This window comes from Sphingobium phenoxybenzoativorans, assembly GCF_018286635.1.
Lineage (GTDB): Bacteria > Pseudomonadota > Alphaproteobacteria > Sphingomonadales > Sphingomonadaceae > Sphingobium > Sphingobium phenoxybenzoativorans.
Genome location: NZ_CP073910.1, coordinates 2201515 through 2221456, shown reverse-complemented (window position 1 = coordinate 2221456; position 19942 = coordinate 2201515). Strand labels below are relative to the sequence as shown.

Annotated in this window: 13 protein-coding genes, 1 tRNA gene and 1 pseudogene; 5 read left to right on the top strand and 10 right to left on the bottom strand. The window is 59.4% G+C overall.

Annotation, left to right across the window (positions count from 1 at the left end; genetic code table 11):
- Window positions 1–264 precede the first annotated feature (264 nt).
- Window positions 265–1560, top strand: coding sequence for an MFS transporter (locus KFK14_RS10730; protein ID WP_212610777.1), 1296 nt, complete (start codon window positions 265–267; stop codon window positions 1558–1560).
- Between the two features lie 202 nt (window positions 1561–1762).
- Here KFK14_RS10730 and KFK14_RS10725 read toward each other — a convergent pair whose 3' ends face one another.
- The 3 genes from KFK14_RS10725 to KFK14_RS10715 form a co-directional block, all read right to left on the bottom strand.
- Window positions 1763–2896: an alpha/beta fold hydrolase domain-containing protein gene (locus KFK14_RS10725; RefSeq protein WP_070158139.1), complete on the bottom strand. Its 1134-nt coding sequence runs from the start codon at window positions 2894–2896 to the stop codon at window positions 1763–1765.
- A 576-nt stretch (window positions 2897–3472) separates the two neighbouring features.
- Entirely contained in the window at window positions 3473–4096 is a 624-nt protein-coding gene (locus KFK14_RS10720; protein WP_212610776.1) for a VOC family protein, read from the bottom strand.
- Window positions 4097–4649: 553 nt separating this feature from the next.
- A complete protein-coding gene (locus KFK14_RS10715; RefSeq protein ID WP_212610775.1) occupies window positions 4650–5222 on the bottom strand; it encodes a PepSY-associated TM helix domain-containing protein in 573 nt (190 codons plus the stop codon).
- 470 nt (window positions 5223–5692) lie between these two features.
- On the opposite strand from KFK14_RS10715, the gene KFK14_RS10710 reads away from it, so the two are divergent.
- Window positions 5693–7951, top strand: coding sequence for a TonB-dependent receptor (locus tag KFK14_RS10710; RefSeq protein WP_212610774.1), 2259 nt, complete (start codon window positions 5693–5695; stop codon window positions 7949–7951).
- A 216-nt stretch (window positions 7952–8167) separates the two neighbouring features.
- On the top strand, window positions 8168–8989 hold the full coding sequence (locus KFK14_RS10705; RefSeq protein WP_212610773.1) for a hypothetical protein: 822 nt from the start codon (window positions 8168–8170) through the stop codon (window positions 8987–8989).
- Here the strand turns inward: KFK14_RS10705 and KFK14_RS10700 are convergent.
- From KFK14_RS10700 to KFK14_RS10680, 5 genes and pseudogenes are all read right to left on the bottom strand, one after another.
- A pseudogene (locus KFK14_RS10700) lies at window positions 8955–10080 on the bottom strand (IS3 family transposase). The gene KFK14_RS10705 and the pseudogene KFK14_RS10700 sit on opposite strands and share 35 nt — an antisense overlap.
- A gap of 32 nt (window positions 10081–10112) precedes the next feature.
- Window positions 10113–10667: a tyrosine-type recombinase/integrase gene (locus tag KFK14_RS10695; RefSeq protein WP_212610772.1), complete on the bottom strand. Its 555-nt coding sequence runs from the start codon at window positions 10665–10667 to the stop codon at window positions 10113–10115.
- Between the two features lie 157 nt (window positions 10668–10824).
- A tRNA-Ile gene (locus KFK14_RS10690) sits at window positions 10825–10900 on the bottom strand.
- A gap of 40 nt (window positions 10901–10940) precedes the next feature.
- Window positions 10941–11993, bottom strand: coding sequence for a polysaccharide deacetylase family protein (locus KFK14_RS10685; RefSeq protein ID WP_070151451.1), 1053 nt, complete (start codon window positions 11991–11993; stop codon window positions 10941–10943).
- A gap of 61 nt (window positions 11994–12054) precedes the next feature.
- Window positions 12055–13758, bottom strand: a complete 1704-nt coding sequence (locus tag KFK14_RS10680; RefSeq protein ID WP_246524990.1) for a sensor histidine kinase — start codon at window positions 13756–13758, stop codon at window positions 12055–12057.
- A 180-nt stretch (window positions 13759–13938) separates the two neighbouring features.
- On the opposite strand from KFK14_RS10680, the gene KFK14_RS10675 reads away from it, so the two are divergent.
- Window positions 13939–14409 (top strand): Lrp/AsnC family transcriptional regulator, encoded by a 471-nt coding sequence (locus KFK14_RS10675; RefSeq protein WP_070151359.1) that lies wholly within the window; start codon window positions 13939–13941, stop codon window positions 14407–14409.
- A 10-nt stretch (window positions 14410–14419) separates the two neighbouring features.
- Here the strand turns inward: KFK14_RS10675 and KFK14_RS10670 are convergent, their stop codons facing one another.
- Both KFK14_RS10670 and KFK14_RS10665 read right to left on the bottom strand, forming a co-directional pair.
- Entirely contained in the window at window positions 14420–15685 is a 1266-nt protein-coding gene (locus tag KFK14_RS10670) for a tetratricopeptide repeat protein (protein WP_212610770.1), read from the bottom strand.
- Window position 15686: 1 nt separating this feature from the next.
- A complete protein-coding gene (locus KFK14_RS10665; RefSeq protein WP_070151355.1) occupies window positions 15687–16976 on the bottom strand; it encodes a hypothetical protein in 1290 nt (429 codons plus the stop codon).
- A gap of 290 nt (window positions 16977–17266) precedes the next feature.
- On the opposite strand from KFK14_RS10665, the gene gyrA reads away from it, so the two are divergent.
- Window positions 17267–19942, top strand: a complete 2676-nt coding sequence (gyrA, locus tag KFK14_RS10660; RefSeq protein ID WP_212610769.1) for a DNA gyrase subunit A — start codon at window positions 17267–17269, stop codon at window positions 19940–19942.

Sequence of the window (19942 nt, the reverse complement as noted above, 5' to 3'; positions counted from 1 at the left end):
ATATCGAACGATCTCGATTGTGCTTGTTGCATATGTTCGGGAATAGCGATTTCCCGCGAATTACATCTCTATCGGGCAATATGACTGCATTCATCTTTGCAAATATCGCAAAGTTGTTTGCCAACTTGCTCATATGGTGTGAACCCGACCCCGGCTTATGCTCCCGCGTCAGGCAAGGCATGTTGATGCAACTTCGCTAGAGGAGCAAAGCATCTTGCTGCACCCAAAGAGGTGAAACGGTCGAACGGACCAGGAGGGGAGTGGATGGCTAAGCTTAAAGATTGGGCCGTCGTATTTCTGTTGACGGGGGCCGTCATCCTGTCGTTCGTTGATCGCTATGCTTTCGCGGTCCTGCTGGATCCGATCAAACACACCATGCACCTTAGCGACGGGCAGATCGGCCTGCTTAACGGCATTGCGTTCGGCCTCTTCTATGCATGCATGGGCCTGCCGCTTGGATGGTTGGCCGACAAATGGAGCCGTAAAGGCACCATCATGGCTTGCATCGCGGCATGGAGCGCCGCCACCGCTTGCTGCGGTCTCGCCCGCAATTACACGCAACTTCTGGCCGCGCGGATTGGCGTGGGGGCTGGAGAGGCAGGGCTGGTGCCGAGCGCTTATGCGATCATGCACGACCGCTTCGACAAGGCATCGCTGGCCAAGCCTTTCAGCGTCTTCACCCTGGGCGGTCATGTTGGCGCTGGAGCATCCCTTTTGATCACAGGGTTCCTGTTCGGCTTCTTCAGCAGAGATGGCGGCGCTGGGTTCATGAGCGGCCTGCTGGCGTGGCAAAAGACATTCGTCGTCATTGCCTTGCCCGGCATCATTTTTGTCCTGCTGGTCGCCTTCATTAGAGAGGCCCCTAGGACGGCCGCTGCCGACACTCGCGTCGAGAAGGGATTTTTCCGCCTCGTGAAGGCGCAGATCGGTACTTACACCTTGCTCTACGCCGGAATGGCCGGAATGTTATGCTGCACCATGGGTTTGCTGAGCTGGATGCCAGCAGTTTTCATAAGGGAATTTGGCTTTACTCCAGGCGAGGTCGGCGCATCCTATGGCGCAATCGTTCTGATCGTTGCGCCCTTCGGCGTATTCGCTGGCGGTTTTGTGGCGGACGCGCTTCAGAAGCGTGGATATGAGGCGGCGCATCCCGTCGTGCTTCTCAGTGGGCCGGTACTGACATTTCCACTGATCTGCCTCCTGCCATTTGTTGGCGCTGCTACGCCAATGCTTGTCCTTGTCGGAGCCTTGCATTTCTGCGTCGCCATTCCGCAGGGCGTTGCCGCCGCTTATATCCAGATCATCACCGCGCAACCCATCAGGAGCCGCATGTCAGCCGTCTATGTCATGGTTGGCAATGTGACCGGACTGGGGCTGGTGCCCGTCTCCATCGGCTATCTGTCTGATCTTTACGCAGGCACCGAAGGCGGGTTGAGAATGGCGATATTCTATGTGTTGGCAACTTCGTTGGCGACAGCGCTTGTCACATTGGGAATGCTGTTCGTGCGTCAGCGAAAACCCGTCCCTGCGGGCAATAGCGGCGGTGCCGTGAGCGCCTGAAATGTAAATCTTCGGCTTCTCCTGCAATCGAACCGACAACTAAATGGCCGCTGCATCATCCGATGCAGCGGCCCATTTAGTTGATACCCGCAATGAGCGGCAGCCATAACGGCAAACCGGCGCGTAGCACTTCGCTACGCGCCGACCTGACCGATATTCTGTTCGGCCCAATCAACCGAACAGCGATGCATATCCGCGACTATCAGACGCGCGGCTTGATCCAGTCGGCGATGGACTGCGCCACTTCCTCAATATAGTTGGGGCCATCGTCGAAATAGTGACCGCCTGGACGGATCTCCAGGCTCTTGTCGGTCGATCCGAGCAAGTCATAGATCTTCTTCGTATCGCTGAGGAAGCATGAAACGTCATGGGTTCCCTGGATAACGAAGGATGGCACCGTGATGTTGGGAAGGTGAAGCTCGCTGTGCACCTTCGACGTTTCAAGGCTCCACATGGAAAGCCATGTCTTGAACGAGCTGACCCGGCCGAGCGGGGGCGAAAGCCGATTGGACATTTCGGGATCGCCGGTTGCGCAACGCGGAACCGGCCGATCGGAAGGATCGATCGTTCCGTCAATGAACCGCAGATCCGCCATGCCACGGTGCAACAGGAATAGGCCATCCGGGATTCCGGCGGCATTCAACCGAGCAAGCTCCGACTTTGCGAAATCGGTGATCCGCTGGTTCCGTGCCCGCTGGGCGGCGCGGTACCGCGTGATGAACTCCTCGGAGAATGGAGGGCCATTTTTGGGGTTGTAGGGATTGAGGGACTCATCAGTCGCGATGGGATCCTGCTCGTCAATGACCGAGCCATCCATCCAGTTCGTCATCACCTCAGGGCGACCTGAATGTCCGTTAAGGGCAATATAGAGATCTCCCAGAGGCAGATCTTTCAGAGCTTCGCGAATGTCCGGCTTGGCATCCTCGAAAAGCGCGCCCTTGTCCTGCGCTATCGACTGATATGCAGCCATCAGCGAACAACCGCCGGAATTGCCAAGGAGGACGACCGTTTTTACGCCTGCGACTTCGCGGAGCCATTTCACGCCCTGACCGATGTCGACCATTGCGGTCTCAAGCAGGAACTGATCCTCTGCGCCGCGGAAACGCGTGTTCCAGCCGAGGAAGCCAAAGCCGTGGCGCGCAAGCGCATGGCCAAGATAATGTTCGCTATAGTCGGTGCAATAATGGGTCGCGATAAGGGCGACTTCAGGAAGTTTGCCCGCTGGCTTGCGATAGATGCCCTGGCCCGCGTGCGAACCATTCCGGTAACGCGGCGCGCCCACCGAGGGCAAACCGACAAAGATTGAGTCAACGTCCGGATCTGTAAGTTCGGTCATGCCGTGCCTCCATATAGTTATTCAATTGTGTTGCCCGCCTGAAAACCCCGCGCCTTTGGAAGGCGCGGTTTGCGGATGAACCTTCTGCCGCGCCGGAAATGGCGCGATCAGGATTGCGGATGAGGATGGGAGTTTGCGATGTGTCATTACCCCTCCCAGAGTGTGAGCCTGTCACATGCCTGCCCATTCTGTTTCTACAGAAGAAGCGCCCGAAATTCGTTGGGCGGCTAGTCACAGAGATAGGAGGGCGACTCCATCGCCCTTTGGGCAAATGAGCCTTGCCAGGTTATGGCATGACCTGCCGGCTGCAAATAACAGCGAACTATCCTGCCTATCACCTGAAGGCGTTGAGCCTGACGCGCTCTGGTGGACTCCTGTCGGGCACATCGAAGCTCCAAACCAGTTTGAGGAACAGGTGGAAGCCATCGCCTATCAGCCGAAGCTGACATTTCAGGCCTCCACCGCGCCCCGCCCCACCCACTCTGAAAATCCGACGGCGAAGATGCAAGCCGCCCTTAAGACCCTTCAATCCGAACACCCCGACGCACCGATTGAACTGATGCGGGCGATCGGTTGTCAGGCGTTTACGGTCTCGCGTTCACTGGTCCAGCTCGACGCATCATCGGCGGTTGCGGGTTCGTAAGCGGTGTCCGTCTCGTTGAACAGCCGCGTCCAGCCCGCAAACTCCACCTGAATGCCATCGGGATCCAGGAAATAGACCGAGCTGACCCAATTGCTCTCATGCACTTCCTTCAGCGCATTCGGACCCGTGCTCGGCGCCACATCATTATGATGCACGATCTGCGAGCAATTCACGCCCGCCGCCAGCAGCTTCTCCCGATATTCGGGCAGCGCGTCCGCATCCACGTCCAGCGCAATATGGTTCATCGAACCAATCGCGGTCAGCGACAGACCGCCCTGCCCCATCGGATTGGACACCACCGTCACGCCAGGCTGCGCCGGGCCAGCTTCGGGGAACCAGAAGAAAGCAAGCGAAGAACCGCCCATGTCGAAGAAGAAATGCTGGCCATATTTGCCGTTCGGACCCAGCATGCAGGTCTTGATCAGCGGCATGCCCAATATGCCTTCATAAAAGGCCACCGTCCGCTGCATGTCCGAACTCACAAGCGCAATATGGTTGATGCCACGGATATTGAACTTGCTGTTGACCTTGCCCGTCGTCGTCAGTCTGCGGTCCATCTCGCTCTCCATTCACCTCTACAAGCCAGAAAACCCATGCCTGACGCCCAGACAACGCTGCAGACAAAACCACCACGCCACCTTCAACACAAACGCCATCATCACTCTGGTCTACCGCTTCAGGGTATCATTGCATGGCCGGGCGGCGCCATTCACCTTTCGGCAATGGGTTGCGAGTTCGGTAGGCGAACTCGCACTTGAACCAGAGCACCCAAATGGGGGTGGAGGGTGATATTAAGTTATTGATTTTAAAGGAGAATATTTAGTTTTCCGCACGTCTCCGTCTCGGTGCGTATAAACGAGCGGATAAACGGCTTTTGTGACGGCGAAATGTCCCGTCTTCACAAGCACTTCCCGCAACCACTCGATTGGTGCCGGGCCCACCATTTTTCCGGCGTTTAGGCAGAAAAGCAGCGCGAATGTTGCGCTATCTTGTGCGTCACCTCGCGCCCGATATGGCGAAGGTCCCTTTTTGGGTGCTGCCAGGTGCCGGAAGGAGGCGTGTGAGCTTTCCTCCTTCCTTCCAGCCAGCCTTCTAGCGTGCAAAGCCCTGTCATCGATCCCAGAACAGGTTGCGCCTGTTGGCTTTCAGGCGTTTGCGATACATTTCAATGTAAAGCCACAGCCCCGTTCCCGACAGGAACAAGAGGCTTACGCCGCTCAGAATGCTGATTATCGTGCCCAGCCAGCCAAACTGACGGCCGGCATGAATTTCCTGGAGGATCAGATGCCAGCGGCCACCCAATTCTGGCGGCCCCGGCAGTTGCGCGCCCGTCGCCAGATCGATCCGCTTGGGCGTGACTTCTTTGGCGGAGAGATCGGCAAGCACGGCAAAGCCCTTGGTCTCACTACCACCGTAATTAACATGGACTTCAAGCACATGGCGCCCGCTTTGCTGCAATTTTATTCTCTGCAGACCTTCTGTGATGAAAGTGCCGGCGGCTGTTGGATCGGGAAGTTCAGCAGGCTGACGAACCGGCTTTGGCGGCAGTTTGGGACCGCGCCCCAATTCGCCCATCGCCACGGTTTGGTCAATGTGAAGTCCAAGCCCGGTAAGCGCTATAATGATGAGGATGATGCTGGCGACCAGGCCGATCCATCTATGATATTTGCGCAAAGCATTCAAAATTTCTCTCCCCACATTAATATTATTGGATCAACGGAAATTATGTATTTGGATTTTGGTATAAGTTTCAGATAATTTCTAAATATTGCTGGAATTTATCTGGAAAATTCGTAAATTGTCTTGGCGATTGATCGTTTCTCAACGAAATCAGAAAGGAAATCGCTAGAGGCTATCAGTCGGCGGTTGATGGGCCAATTCGCCGTTCGGCAAGGCAGTATTCCGCCATCGGTCTTCGTGGACTGAGCGTTATTGAGATTGCCGGTCCTTTGCCGTTTTTTCAAAGATCGCCAGGCGCCTGCTGATGGTGGGCGAGGCGGCCTAGTGCATTGGCAAGGCTCGTTTGCTCAAAGGGCGATGGCGTTCCCAATTTATCTCTGTGACTAACCTCACGTGCCAAATTTAGGCGCACTTCTCGCAATAATATGACGAGGAGGCGTTTGATCTGGCGGATACTCTGGGAGGGGATAATCATGCTTCGCAAATTCCTATCGACGTCCGCAATCCTTACTGTGTCGGTGTTCGGCGCGGCGGCTGCCTATGCGCAGGAGGCGGCTCCTGCGGAACAGGCGTCGGCCGATAAAGGCGCGAAAATCGAGGATATCGTCGTAACGGCGCAGCGTCAGGCGCAGAGCGTGCAGCAAACGCCGCTCGCCATCACCGCGGTCGGCGGCGACACGCTCAAGGACAGGGGCATTGTCGATATCGACGCGCTCACCCGGTCCATTCCGAACTTCAATTTCTCCCGCGTTGGCAGCGATGCGCGCGTATTCATTCGCGGCGTTGGGCTTGTGGGCAACAGCGCTGCAGGCTTTGACGGCCGCGTCGCAATCTACACCGATGATGTCGTCAATGGGCGCACGCAAGCCGCTCTCGGCTCCCTTTTCGACCTCAACCGTATCGAGGTGTTGCGCGGTCCGCAGGGAACTCTCTACGGCCGCAATGCGACAGCGGGTGCGGTCAACATCATCTCCAATGATCCAACCAACACATTGGATGGATATGCATCGCTCACGGTGGGCAATTATAATCTGATCCGCGCCGAAGGCGCGATCAGCGGTCCGCTTTCCGACACGGTTTCGGCAAGATTGGCCTTTCAGACCAATGATCGCGATGGTTTCGGCAAGAATGTCATGACCGGAAACCCCGTGGACAGCGAGCGCAGCAGGGCGGTTCGCGCCAAGCTGCGCTTTGAACCATCGGAGACCTTCCACTTTACCCTGACCGGCGAATATCGCTGGGAGGATGACAATGCGGGCGGTTACGCTTTCGTCCGGCCGAACCCGTTCCGCGCGGACGTGAATGTCGCCAGGGGCTATGTCCACCCGTCCAACCCGCGCGACCGGGCAGGCGTGGATCAGCAGTTTTTCATGGAGAATTTCGGGCTGACCGGGAACGCTGTTCTCAAGCTCTCCGACAGCCTGGAGCTGACATCCGTTACCGGCTATCGCTATCTGGATCAGGCGAGCATCAGTTCTACCGACAATTCCAATTCACTGGGTACGGCGGTCGACCTCGCCACCGGATCGCGGCAATTGTCGCAGGAATTGCGGCTGGCGCTAAAGAGCGATCTCATCGATCTGGTTGTGGGTGGATTTTATTTCCACGAAAAGAACGACTTCGTTCTGGATGCGGCTGTTTCACCACTCTATTTTGGAGGGGGTCAGTTCCCCCTATATGTGGGTTTCCGTTCCGGTGGCGCGCAGAAAACGAATGCCTATGCGGCCTTCGCCCAGGGGACGCTTCACGTCACCGATAAGCTCGGCATCGATATCGGCGCGCGATACAGCTATGAGAAGCGCAGCATCGATCAATTTAACCTGATCGATTTCGTCAATGTCTTTACGCGCAACCCGGCGCCAGTCGTTGGTTGTCCGGCGCCTGCAGTGGGCGGTTTTGTTCCCGGACGCACTCTTTGCTATCGCACGAGCACGAACAGTGCCTCCTGGTCATCCTTCGACCCGAAGGTCGCGATCCATTACCAGATCAGCGATACCGTCATGGCCTATGCCTCTTATTCCCGCGGTTTCAAAAGCGGCGGATTTGACTTTGGCCAGCTAAGGCCGGCTTTCGATCCTGAGAAGCTGGTCGATTATGAGGGTGGCATCAAGGCCGACCTGTTCGACCGCAGGCTGCGATTGAACCTTGCTGGCTTCTATTATGACTACACCAATCTTCAGTTCAACGTCGTCCGGTTCCTCCCGACGCCTGGAAATATCACCATCAACGCAGCGAAGGCGCGGCTTTACGGCGCAGAAGCCGAGATCACGGTGCTTCCCGTTGATGACCTGAGGCTCGCGTTCAATCTTGCATGGTTGCACAATGAATATCGCGAGTTGACGGACTCTCATCCGGTGACAAATGTGGTGACCAACCTTGCCGGCAATCAGCTTATCTCTGCGCCGAAATATAAGTTGGTCGGTGAGGTCGGTTACACCTTCCATCCAAGCTTTGCTGACATAACGCCGCGCGCGGAGCTTAGCTGGACCAGCAAGCAGCAATTCTCGCATTTCAATCTGGACTATATGTCGCAGCCGTCCTTCTGGGAGTTGAACCTCTATCTGGACGTTGTCCGCCGTGGCGACTGGAAGGTCAGCGCATACGGCCGCAATGTGACCAACAAGCTCTATTATGTCGCCAACTCCATGGCGTCGGCGGTCTACGGATCGTTCATCGTCGGTCAGCCCGCTGCCCCCGCGACATATGGGCTTGCTGTCACCAAATATTTCTAGGGAAAAAGACACATATCCGCCGCCGTTTGTGGCGGCGGATACTCGTCTGATCCCAGCGGTACGCGGCAGGGCACGGCTGCGAGCGCCAGCCAGGCCATCTTCTTCGCGCTGCAAGCTCAGGATGAGATCGCAAATCGGCGGCTCCTGTTTCATCGTCAAGGCGAGGACGGGATTACGAAGGCGATCAAGGACACCCTGCCATATTTCCTGGGAGCAATGGAGGAAGACTATTATCTGAAGCAGCGGCGCTATGATGGTGCCCGCGCGCGGCTGCGTCGGCTGGAACGCGAATTCAGCGAAATCAAGGCGCTCACAACCGAGGCGACCACCGGCGCCGAGCGGCTATTTCGCGATGCCAAGCGCGTCGGACTGATAGCGAGCGAGGTGGTCAGTCAGGATACGCAGCATTTGCGCGAGCTCTTGGCTTCGGCCGCCGCCCCGCGTCCGCGTGACTATGCGGAAACCGACAGCGGAGTCGACATGTCGGATCTCGAGGAGAAGCGCCGTGATCTTCGAGCAAGCCTCCAGGAAGTTCGCGATGAGCTCAATGATTATAATCGTCTAGAGCGCGAAGCAGATGATTTTAGCAGAGAGGCCAATGAACAGTCCGCTCGGCTTGCGTCTATCGGCCTCCTGCGATCGACGGATGCCCAAACCCATGCCTGTCCTCTGTGTGACAGCGAGCTCCCGGTGGCCGTACCGAAAGTCGATGCCATAGCTGCATCGCTTGCGAGAATTGGCAATCAGCTCTCCACGGCACGGCGCGATGCACCGCGGATTCAAGCGCATGTACTGAAATTGGAGGAAAGACGCGGCGCCATTGATAGCCAACTCAAGGCCGTCCAGCAGGAAATTGGGGATCGGATAGCGGCTAATGAGCGACTGCGAGTTGAGCAGGACCTCTTTACGGAGCAGGCGCATATTGCCGGGCGGATCAGCTATTATCTCGAAAATGCACAAGCTGTCTGGACTTGTAACGGTTTTGTGCCGGTCACCTATCTCATTATGCCACCTTGGCTTCGAACGCGAGCGGGCTGATGCCGCCTAGATATGAATGGCGGCGACGGGTGTTGTAGAAGCCATTGATGTACTGAAAGATGGCGGCTTCTGCCTGACGCCGCGTCGGCCAGCTCTGCCGCCAGATGAGTTCCGCCTTCAGGGATTTGAAGAAGGTCTCGACGGACGCATTGTCGTAGCAATTTCCCTTGCCGCTCATTGATGGACGCAGGCCATAGGCCTGCAGCTTTTTCTGATAGTCGTAGGAGCAATATTGGCTACCGCGATCCGAATGGAAAAGGCAGCCCTCGGGAGGCTGGCGCAGGCGCACCGCCATATCCAGCGCCCTGATCGCCAGGTCTTTCTTCATCCTGTCGCTGACTGCCCAGCCTACGACGCGACGGCTATGCAGATCGAGAATGACGGCAAGGTAGAGCCAGCCTTCGGACGTCCAGATATAGGTGATGTCGCCGGCCCATTTACGGTTGGGCGCATCTGCGGCAAATCGCCGTCCAGCCAGTTCGCTGCGACACCCAGGCGATGGTGGCTGTCAGTCGTAACCTTGTGCTTGCGCGTGCGGACTGGCTTGATCCCGTTGATCTTCATCAGCCGCCCGACCCGGCGCTCGCCAACATCGAGCCCTACCTCCTTCAACTCCATCGTCATGCGAGGACGGCCGTAGCTGCCAAGGCTCAGCCTGTACTGTTCCCGGATATGGGCCAGCACTTTCATATCTGTCCGCTCCCGCCTGCTGATCGGGCGCGAGCGCCAGGAACGATAGCCGCGTTCACTGACATCCATGACACGGCAGAGCAGTTCAACGGGCCACCGGTGCCGCCAGCTATGCACAAATGCGAACTTCACGGCCTTTGGCTCGCGAAGAACTGCGTGGCCTTTTTTAGCACTTCCCTCTCCTCCCGCAGCACACGGTTCTCAAGGCGAAGGCGTTCATTCTCACGCGCCAGATCTGCCTGCGGCGCTGAAACCAGATCACTGGGCCGATACTGCGATACCCACTTGCCCAGCGTCGACTTCCCTATCCCCAAATCCGATGCAACCCGATCGCGCGGCAACCCGCTGGTCAGCGCGATCCGTACCGCCTCTTGCTTGAACTCTTCTGTATGCTTGATCATCTCGTCGGTCTCCTGTTGCGAGCTCTAATCGCTCAGGTGACCGGCGCAAAACCGTTACAAGTCCAGACCGCCCGGATGTAGTTGCGAACGCGCTTGGCCGTCTCGATCGAACCGCGCGCTTCGATTTTCCGGAGGACACGCAGGACGTCCGTGGCTTCGATTTCAGCGATGGGGACATTCCCGAAGGCCGGATAGACATCTCGTTCGAATCGATTGCGCACGCGTTTCGCGTTGGACTCCGACCAGAGGGGCGCATGCTCCTCGAGCCACTCTTCTCCCAGCTTTCGAAAAGTCGCTTCGGCACCGCGGATATCCTCCTGGCGCTGGCGCTTTCGCTCCCATCCGGGGTCTTTGCCGGAGAGGACCACTCGCTTCGCATCGTCGCGCGCGAGCCTCGCTGCGGCGAGGCCGAGATCGGGGTAGCGCCCGAGTGTGAGGACCTTCTCCCTTCCCTTGTGTCGATAGCGGTAGTGCCAGGTTTTTGTACCGAAGCTCGAAACCTGGAGGGAGAGGCCGTGGCCGTCGGTCAGTTTGTAGTCTTTGGAGGCTGGTTTTGCGTTCTTTACGTCGTTGATGTTGAGGCTCACGTTTATACGCTTTCTGGCGCCGTCTACCCCCTCATTTATACGCACGAGTCGTGCGTGCTCCTGACATCTTATGGTGGCATATGGTTGAACATCGGTCGGTAAACCCTTCTAATTGAAGGGTTTACCGATACCATATGGCGCCGATGAATTGAAGCGCTGGTGGGCCCGGCAGGACTCGAACCCGCAACCTAGCCGTTATGAGCGGCCAGCTCTAACCGTTGAGCTACAGGCCCCACCTGTGCAGCATACTGCCGGGCGGGCAGTAGCCGAGGGTCAGGCCGCTTGGCAAGCCGCTTGGTCACCGATTTGGGCGCGCGGCGGAACGGCTGCGAGAAACCGGGCCAAAGTGGCGGGGCGGACGCCGCGTTGGTCGAGATGCTCCAGAACAATCTCCCACCACTGGTAGAAGGCGCTAAGTTCGGCGGCATCACGCACATAGGGCGTATGTCCGGGTTCCAGCGTCGGCGAGTGAAAGCTGAGATTGATAACCCGCGTGCCGGTTTCGAGCAGCGCGTCGATCGCCTCGCAGGCATCGCGCGCCGGCACGCCCTCCGGCGTCAGGGGCACGCGGCTGAGCAACCGGGCGCGCGCCAGCGCGGCGCGCATCGGTCCCATTGCATGCGCCGCCCAATAGAGCGACTGCCCTGACCCGCGCAGCAGGCCGGTAAAGGCCGTGGACAGCGGTAACTCTATAAGATTGCGCTCCGGCCCCGCCCAGAAGGGACCAAGCGGCATGCCGTAGAAATCCGGGCCATGGTCGGCGGAATAATCAAAACGGCTCCGCACGGACGTATCCAGACGGAAACCCATTTCCTCCAGCAGCCGCGCCGTGTTCGGCCCGGCGCCATACCGGCCGGCGCGATAGGCGATGGGCGCCTGACCAAATGCAATATGAATGCGGTCCCGCAAGGCTTGCAGCTTCGCGCGCTCCACATCCTCCGGCAGGAACCCTGCGTAGCTGTTGGCCCGGTTCACATCCTCAACAAAGGGCGGATTGACCCATGGGTGAAGATGCGCGCCGATATCGGCCGATCCGTCCGACACCCACTCGCTCATCATCGCAACGACCGCTTCATTATCCAGCATTGGATAATCAGTGACATAAATCGGCTTTACACCGGCGGCCGCGAAATACGCCTGGCCCTGTTCCAACCCCTTCAGGGCCGTGACGGTATGCGCTGTGCGGCTGAAAGGCGCATCCCAGTCAAACTCCTCCTCGGTATCGACGAAAAGGAGGAAGCGCGTCCCGAAGGTGCGATCCAGTTCGATAATGTCTTCGGCTGCGGGCGGATGAAGCAGATTGCCGTCGGGGATATGTGAATGCATGCCAGAGTCGATACCGGCAAATGGTTGCCATTGCGTTTGCAAGGGCGCCCTGTCGTGCATGTCAGGAAATATCCGGCCCGTCGTCGGGAGCGACGGCCACTGCCGGCATGGCCAGCAAAAACCGTCCGCCGTCAATGTCCAGGCTGCCCGCGCTGCTGGCGGCCAGGCTGCGGATCAACCGCAGCGAAAAGCCAAGGCCGAGCAGCGGACCATCGGGCCAATCGCCATCGGGCCCATAGCCGGGATCGAGGAGTTGCACTTCATCCATCCCAGCCAGCGTCGAGGGACGATCCATCGCCAGGATGACGCGGCCGGACCCGCTATCCGGCTGGAACCAGCAGGAGCCGGTGATGGGTTCGCCTTCCGGCGCGACTGATATCAGCGTCCGCAGCAGATGCTGAACCATGCGCTCCGCCTGGATCGGATCAAGGCGCGCCTGGGGCAGCCCTTCGGCAACAGAAATGGTGATTGGGCGCGTTTCCTTGCCGCGATCGACCCGGAACCGGGTGGCTATCCGCGCGATCAGCAGCGCTGCATCAACCGGACGCGGCTCCACGACATCCTCGCCGCGCGAAACGCGCGCTGCAAGGTCAAGATCATCAAATGCAGAGAGCAGGCGGCGCGCGTCGCCCATTATCTGCGACGCCATGTCGCGATACTGCCTGCCCGCCGGGCCAAAAAGCTGTTGCTCGATGATTTCGGCAAAACCAAGGATCGCGTTGAGGGGGGTGCGCAGTTCATGCACCAGTTGCCGCACCGAATCCGCGGATAAGCCGCCCAGCGCCAGCTTGTCCCCATCGGACGTCGCAGGCACCTCATGCAGGTGTGGCCTGCGCGCCTGCCCCCGGAAGCCCTGGAACCGCCCGGTTTGCGAATCGAAGAAGGGAACGGCGGACAACCGCCATTCACCGGCCAGCACGCCATCCACGATCGTAAACCGGCCGTGCTGAAACCCGCTTCGGCGGGAAAATGCGCCGGATACATGCGCGTCGGGGCCGCTTCCGCCGGGCAAGGCGGGGTCGGCAATGCTCAAGCCGATCAGCGCCGCGCGGGGACCTTCATCCACCCAGGTAATTGCGCCGTTCAGATCCGTCTCAAAGCTGAACCGGCGTAGCGGCGCGGCTTCGGCCGGGCGCAACGCGGCGGGGGCGGCTTCGCCAGCCTTCTGCCTACTGGTGCTGGTATATTCTTCGATCCGGTCGACAAGACGGCGAATCTGGCTTTCGTCTTCGACCGGCGGCGCAGCGGGAGAAACGAGGGAAATATCTGGTTTGACCGCTGTCGGCGTAACCGGAACGGATTCCTCCACGCCTTCGCTGGTCAGCAGCAGGTCGGCCTGGCCAAACGCCTTCAGCGCCCGGACGGTTTCCGGCCCCAAATCTCTGCGGTTGCGAAGTATGCCGCGCGCCGTTGGTCCCAAAGTGGAGAGCAGGTCCGGCCAAATGTCGTCGGGCAGGCGCGCACGCGCCATCGCCGCAGCGCAGATAGACGGCCGGTCGTCAGCGAAAAAGCGGATGAGAGACGGCGAACGAAGCCGTGTCCCCAGCTCGACAACCGTGGATATGCGTTGCGTTTCAGTCACTTTGGAGCGGAGCGAATCAAGGCGGTCAAGCAACGCATCCCGTTCATTCGCGGGCATGGCGGGCTGGCCCGGCCGGTCATTTTGCGCCAGCAAATCCACGCACTGACGCCAAAGCGTTACCGCTCCGGGGCCGCTCCGTTTTTCTGCGGCCAGTACCGTCTGCATAAGATCATTGAAACGCACGCGAATCCCCGGTGAAAGCTTTTGATTTGATGCTTCCTTGCCAAGTGAATTAAGCTGCGCTGCGGTAAAGGGAAAGCGACGATGCGGTCCCAAAATCGGTCGTCGCATAGTGGGACAATTGCATTATAGTGCAATAATATTATGATGCTGGGCACATCTAGGAAAGGAAATTGTCGGCGAATGGCAGGTTCGAACATTGACGACATCGACATGCAAATTCTGGCAGAATTGCAGGATGATGGCCGGATGACAAATGTCGATCTTGCGAAGAAGGTCGGCCTTACCGCCCCACCCTGTTTGCGCCGGGTCAGGGCGCTGGAGGACAGCGGCACGATCCGCTCCTATCATGCCGACGTCGATGCAGCCTCTCTGGGCTTTACCATCACTGTATTCGCCATGGTCAGCCTGAAAAGTCAGGCGGAAGACGACCTGAAAGCATTTGAGGATCATGTCGCCGCGCTGCCTGAGGTGCGGGAATGCCATATGCTGAACGGAGAGATAGACTTCATTTTGAAGGTCGTTGCGCGCGACCTTCAAAGCTTCCAGCAATTTCTGACCTCGAAGCTCACTCCAGCGCCGAATGTGGTGAGCGTCAAAACGTCGCTCACCATTCGGACCTCAAAAAGCTCGCCCGGCGTACCGCTACGCTAGGCCAAGCATTTCAGGATGTCGGCGCGGACATGGCGGGCGTAAGGCCGGTTTTGGCCTGCGCCTGCTGATCCACCCAGACATTCCAGAAACCGGCGACATTCGTCCAGTTTCCGCCAGCCTGCGCCAGAGCCGCCTTCCCGCCCGGCAGATCGCCAGACCGCGCCAGCGCTACACCCAACCGGCCGTTGACCCGCGTGGGATCTACCCCACCCTTGGACAAGGCGAGGCGATACTGCTCCACCGCTTGCGGATATTGGCCCAGCGAGAAATAGACGTCACCCACTTCCAGCGCAGCCATGCCGTTCGATGCAGCCTTGGCCTTCTTGACCTGCGCCGGCAGGGCGGCGATCGTCTTGGGCGCCTTGACCTTCACGGTCTTTAGCAGCTTGGTGGTTTCCACCTCGGTAGCGTCCAGTTTGCCTGCCGTCCGGCCTGCGTCGATGACCGCCTTGGCTTCCGCATCATATCCGGCTGCCGACGCCAGCGTGGAATAGCTGCGATAGTCTCTCTCGCTTGCCATGGCTCCGGTCGCAGCCTGAAGGCGATACAGGTCAAGCTGCAGTTGCGGGTCGACACCGGGAGCAGTCAGATAATTGGCGAGGCAGGAACGCCAGTTGCCCTCGCTCGGATAGGCCCGGAGCTTGCGTTCGCACCATTTGGCGACTTCGCCCCAGCTACCCTGCTTGTACGCAACCCCGATCGCCCGGTCATACCAGGTGGCGGGCACCGGTTTGCCGGCCGCCTTCTGCTGTTCCATGGCCTGATCCACCAGCGCCAGCCCTTCAGTGGGCTTGCCCGATTTGATCAGGATATCGGCGAGCAGCACGGTGCTTTCGGTGGTGTTATACCCCATCTGCCGCGCATAGTTGATCTGCGCCAGCGCATCATTGAATACGCCCAGATAATAGGAATAATAAGCAGCCAGATAGCGCAGATACGGCTCCTGCCCCGCAGGAACGGCCTTGCTTTCCAATATGTCCGTCAGAGCCTTACGCTTGGCCTGCGGGTCACCACGCTTGGCGGCGACCTCCATGCGAAGCGCAGCCGCCGTGTAATTTTCCAGCGGGTTGGACGGCAGCAGCGCAGAAACCTGCGCCGCTGCTCCATTTACGTCGCCTGCATCAAGCGCCGCGCGCGCCTGACCCGCCGCAACCCGGAAACTTCCGGTCATCAGCGCATCGGTCGGCTTGTCACGCGCAGCGATGCCTTGCGTTGCCGGAACCATGGCCATCGCCGCCGCGATAACCAGGCCACCGCGGCGGACTAAGGCGCGCATCTCAAGCTGCCTGCTTGGTGGACAACCAGAGCAGCCAATATTCGGCGATCGACTTTCGCGCGCCAGTCGTCACCTGCTCGAACGCAGACTTCGCGCCAGCGGCGTCGCCCGACAGCGCCAGGGCGATACCAAGCCGGGTGTTGACTTCGCCCGCATCGACGGAACCCTTCTGCAGGGCGGTGCGATACAGCGAGATCGCCTTGGCATAGTCCTTATAGCCAAGATAGGCATCGGCAGTGGATGCCGCCGGCCGGCCAGTCGGTGCCTTGGCTGCGCTTGCCTCGCCTGCCGCCAGGGAAGCCTTGTCCTTGGCGATACCCTCGTTCGCCTGACCATAATAATCGGCGAACTTGGCAGGCGCGATCTTGCCCGCAGCGCGGCCTTCCTCAATCACGGACTTCACCTCGCCCAGCAAGCCGGACTTGCTGGCGATATCGATATATTCGCCATAGGCGCCTTCGCTCTGGAAGGAACCGGTCTGGCGCATCAGGCGCAACAGATCGAGATTCTCGCCACGCGTGATCGTCTTGTTCGTATCCTGGAAGGTGCGGAGCAAATTGCTCCAGTTCTTGCCCGAAGGATTGGCCATCAGGTTCTGCTTCGACCAATCGGCCGCGTCCGGCGACCCGGAAACATAGGCAATGGTGAAGCCGCGCTCCATCCAGGCCGCAGGAACCGGTTTGCCCGCCGCCTTCTCTACCTCGATCGCCTTCTTGAGCGGGGCCAGACCCTGCTGGGCAACCGGCTTGGACGCAGCATTCAACTGGCCCGTGCCGCCGCTGGCGACGATCGCCTTCTGGAAATAGCTCTCGGCCAGAAGCAGCGGAGAGGAGCTGCCTTCATATCCTGCGTCGGTGGCCTTCTGAAGATAGGGAATGGCGTCATCATAATCCTTCGCATCATAGGCGAGCTTGCCCGCGAAGAAATTGAACTTGGCTTCGTCCGGACCAGCGGTTCCCGTCGCCAGCATCTGCTTGATGCCATCGCGCTGCTTCGCGATGTCGTTGGTGCCGGTGCCGAGCTGCAGCACATAATATCCGACCATATATTTGTCGTCGGGGCTGGTCGCGGCCGCTTGCGCCTCGCCGAGAGCGGCGGCGAGGGCCGCATAATCCTTGGCCTGCGCGGCCTTATCAAGCGGCTGGGCCTTTTCCACAAAAGCCTTGCTGAAATTCCGCTTGGGCGCTGCGGGTTCCTTTTCCTTCTTCGCGGCGAATGCCGGCGTGGCGACTGTCGCAGAACCGGCGACGGCAAGCATCAGGCCGAGAACTACGGGGGAAACAAGACGCATGGTTAATCTCCTCTCAGGGCAGCGGACCGGCACCGTCCTGCTCCGGGGGTTGGAGCTAGGCAGTGGACGGTGAACAACTGTTGAACAGCCATATAGATGCGCAATTCCGGCCTGTCATAAGGAAGTGAACGGTCCATCGCTGCACAGCAACGGTTCGTCGGCAGCGTAACACATCAGCATTCTTTGCCCGTGCGCGCGCGTATGCGCGCGAGGGGTGACAGGGGTGTTTCGCTGGTCTAGGGGAAATGCAGCAACGCTTGCACCCTTAATCCAGATAAAGAGAATTGCCCTTGAGCACCGACGAGCTTCTCGCCGATCCTTCGGATATCAGCCCGATCAATATCGTCGACGAGATGAAGGCGAGCTATCTCGACTACGCCATGTCCGTCATCGTCAGCCGCGCCCTCCCGGACGTGCGCGATGGCCTGAAACCCGTCCATCGCCGCATCCTTTTCGCCGCGCAGGAATCGGGGTTCGTCTACAACCGTCCTTACCGCAAGTCGGCGCGCCTCGTGGGCGAGGTGATGGGTAAATATCACCCGCACGGCGACAGCTCGATTTACGACGCATTGGCCCGCATGACCCAGGACTGGTCGATGCGCGTGCCGCTTATCGACGGCCAGGGCAATTTCGGATCGATGGACCCCGATCCCCCTGCCGCAATGCGTTACACCGAAGCGCGCTTGGCGAAGGTGGCGAACGCGCTGCTTGACGATCTCGACAAGGATACCGTCGATTTCACGCCCAACTACGACGCATCGGAAAGCGAGCCTCAGGTTCTGCCCGCGCGCTTCCCGAACCTGCTGGTCAATGGCGCGGGCGGCATTGCCGTCGGCATGGCGACAAACATCCCGCCGCATAATCTGGGGGAGGTCATCCGCGCCTGCCTCGCCTATATCGACAATCCCGGCGTCACTGTGGACGACCTTATCGCCATCGTGCCCGGCCCCGATTTCCCGACATCGCCCCTGATCCTGGGCCAGTCCGGCGCGCGCAGCGCCTATCACACCGGCCGCGGCTCCATCATGATGCGCGCCCGGCATGAGGTTGAGGAAGGCCGCGGAGACCGGCGCTCCATCATACTTACCTCAATCCCCTATCAGGTCGGCAAGAACGGCCTTGTGGAAAAGATCGCGGAAGCCGCCAAGGAAAAGCGGATCGAGGGAATCAGCGACATTCGCGACGAATCGAACCGCGAAGGCGTTCGGATCGTCCTTGACCTGAAGCGGGATGCAACGCCCGATGTGGTGCTGAACCAGCTCTGGCGGAACACCCCCGCCCAGTCGAGCTTCCCGGCCAACATGCTCGCCATCCGCGGCGGCCGGCCGGAGCTGCTGAACCTGCGCGATATCATCGAGGCTTTCGTCAAGTTCCGCGAGGAAGTGATCACTCGCCGCACCAAGTTCGAGCTGAACAAGGCGCGTGAGCGGGCGCATATCTTGCTGGGCCTCGTCATCGCGGTCACCAATCTGGACGAGGTCGTTCGGATCATCCGGGGATCATCCAGTCCGGCCGAAGCGCGAGAAGCGCTGTTGAACCGCGAATGGCCGATCGCGGAGATCGCGCCCTATATCCGGCTGGTCGAGGCGATCGACACGGATGTTACTGGCGACAGCTATCGCCTCACCGAAATTCAGGTCCGCGCAATCCTCGACCTGCGGTTGCATCGCCTGACCGCTTTGGGCCGGGACGAGATCGGCAATGAACTGGCCGGACTCGCCACCGCCATCACCGAATATCTCGCCATTCTGGGCGATCGCGTGAAACTATACGCAGTCATGCGGGAGGAATTTGAGGCGATCGAGAAGGAGTTTGCCACGCCCCGCCGGTCGGAGATCGCTCCGGCAGCCGATGGCATCGATGACGAGGACCTGATCGAACGTGAGGACATGGTCGTCACTGTCACGCATCAGGGCTATATCAAGCGAACGCCGCTCGAAACCTTCCGGGCGCAGGCGCGTGGCGGCAAGGGCCGTTCGGGCATGGCCACCAAGGATGAGGATGCCGTCACCAACCTGTTCGTGACCAGCACCCACACGCCGGTCCTGTTCTTCTCCACCCATGGCAAGGCATACCGCATGAAGGTGTGGCGCCTGCCGGAGGGCGGGCCGGCCACGCGGGGCCGGCCAATGGTCAACCTTCTGCCGCTGGCGGCGGGAGAAACCATCTCCACCGTCCTCCCGCTTCCGGAGGACGAAGCCGAGTGGGCGAAGCTCCATATCATGTTCGCTACAGCCAGGGGTTCGGTGCGCCGCAACTCGATGGATGCCTTCACCAGTGTCCGTGCGGCGGGCAAGATCGCCATGAAATTTGACGAGGGCAGCGACGACCGGCTCATCGGCGTTGCGCTGCTCGATGAGACAAACGACGTGCTGCTCGCCACGCGTCAGGGCAAGGCGATCCGCTTCTCCGCAACGGATGTCCGGGAGTTCCAGAGCCGCGATTCGACCGGCGTACGCGGCGTGACGCTCAAGGACGGGGATGAGGTCATCTCGCTCTCGATCCTTGGCGGCTTCGACGCCACGCCGCAGGAGCGCGAGGATTATCTGCGCGCCGCACCGTGGAAGGAGAATGAGAACGTCCCGGCCCTTTCGCCCGAACGGATGAAGGAATTTGCCGATGCGGAGCAGTTCATCCTGACGGTCTGCGCCAATGGCTATGGCAAGCTCTCGTCCGCTTATGATTATCGGCGCACCAATCGTGGCGGTCAGGGCATCACCAATATTGACAACATCGCACGCAATGGCTCCGTCGTGGCGAGCTTTGCAGTCGTCCATGATGACCATCTGATGCTGGTCACAGACCAGGCCAAGCTGATCCGCATGGGCCTTTCCAGCATGCGTGTCATCAGCCGCAACTCGGCTGGCGTCCGCCTGTTCAATGTCGCCAATGACGAGCATGTGGTAAGCGCCGCCCGCATCGAGGAAAGCGACGACGCCGAGGAAGAAGCAACGACGGAAGCCTGA

Excerpts from the sequence above, each read along its gene's own strand:
- KFK14_RS10730 (WP_212610777.1), top strand. The coding sequence starts at position 265 with ATGGCTAAGCTTAAAGATTGGGCCGTCGTATTTCTGTTGACGGGGGCC.
- KFK14_RS10725 (WP_070158139.1), bottom strand. The coding sequence starts at position 2,896 with ATGACCGAACTTACAGATCCGGACGTTGACTCAATCTTTGTCGGTTTG.
- KFK14_RS10720 (WP_212610776.1), bottom strand. The coding sequence starts at position 4,096 with ATGGACCGCAGACTGACGACGACGGGCAAGGTCAACAGCAAGTTCAAT.
- KFK14_RS10710 (WP_212610774.1), top strand. The coding sequence starts at position 5,693 with ATGCTTCGCAAATTCCTATCGACGTCCGCAATCCTTACTGTGTCGGTG.
- KFK14_RS10705 (WP_212610773.1), top strand. The coding sequence starts at position 8,168 with ATGGAGGAAGACTATTATCTGAAGCAGCGGCGCTATGATGGTGCCCGC.
- KFK14_RS10685 (WP_070151451.1), bottom strand. The coding sequence starts at position 11,993 with ATGCATTCACATATCCCCGACGGCAATCTGCTTCATCCGCCCGCAGCC.
- KFK14_RS10675 (WP_070151359.1), top strand. The coding sequence starts at position 13,939 with ATGGCAGGTTCGAACATTGACGACATCGACATGCAAATTCTGGCAGAA.
- KFK14_RS10670 (WP_212610770.1), bottom strand. The coding sequence starts at position 15,685 with ATGCGCGCCTTAGTCCGCCGCGGTGGCCTGGTTATCGCGGCGGCGATG.
- KFK14_RS10665 (WP_070151355.1), bottom strand. The coding sequence starts at position 16,976 with ATGCGTCTTGTTTCCCCCGTAGTTCTCGGCCTGATGCTTGCCGTCGCC.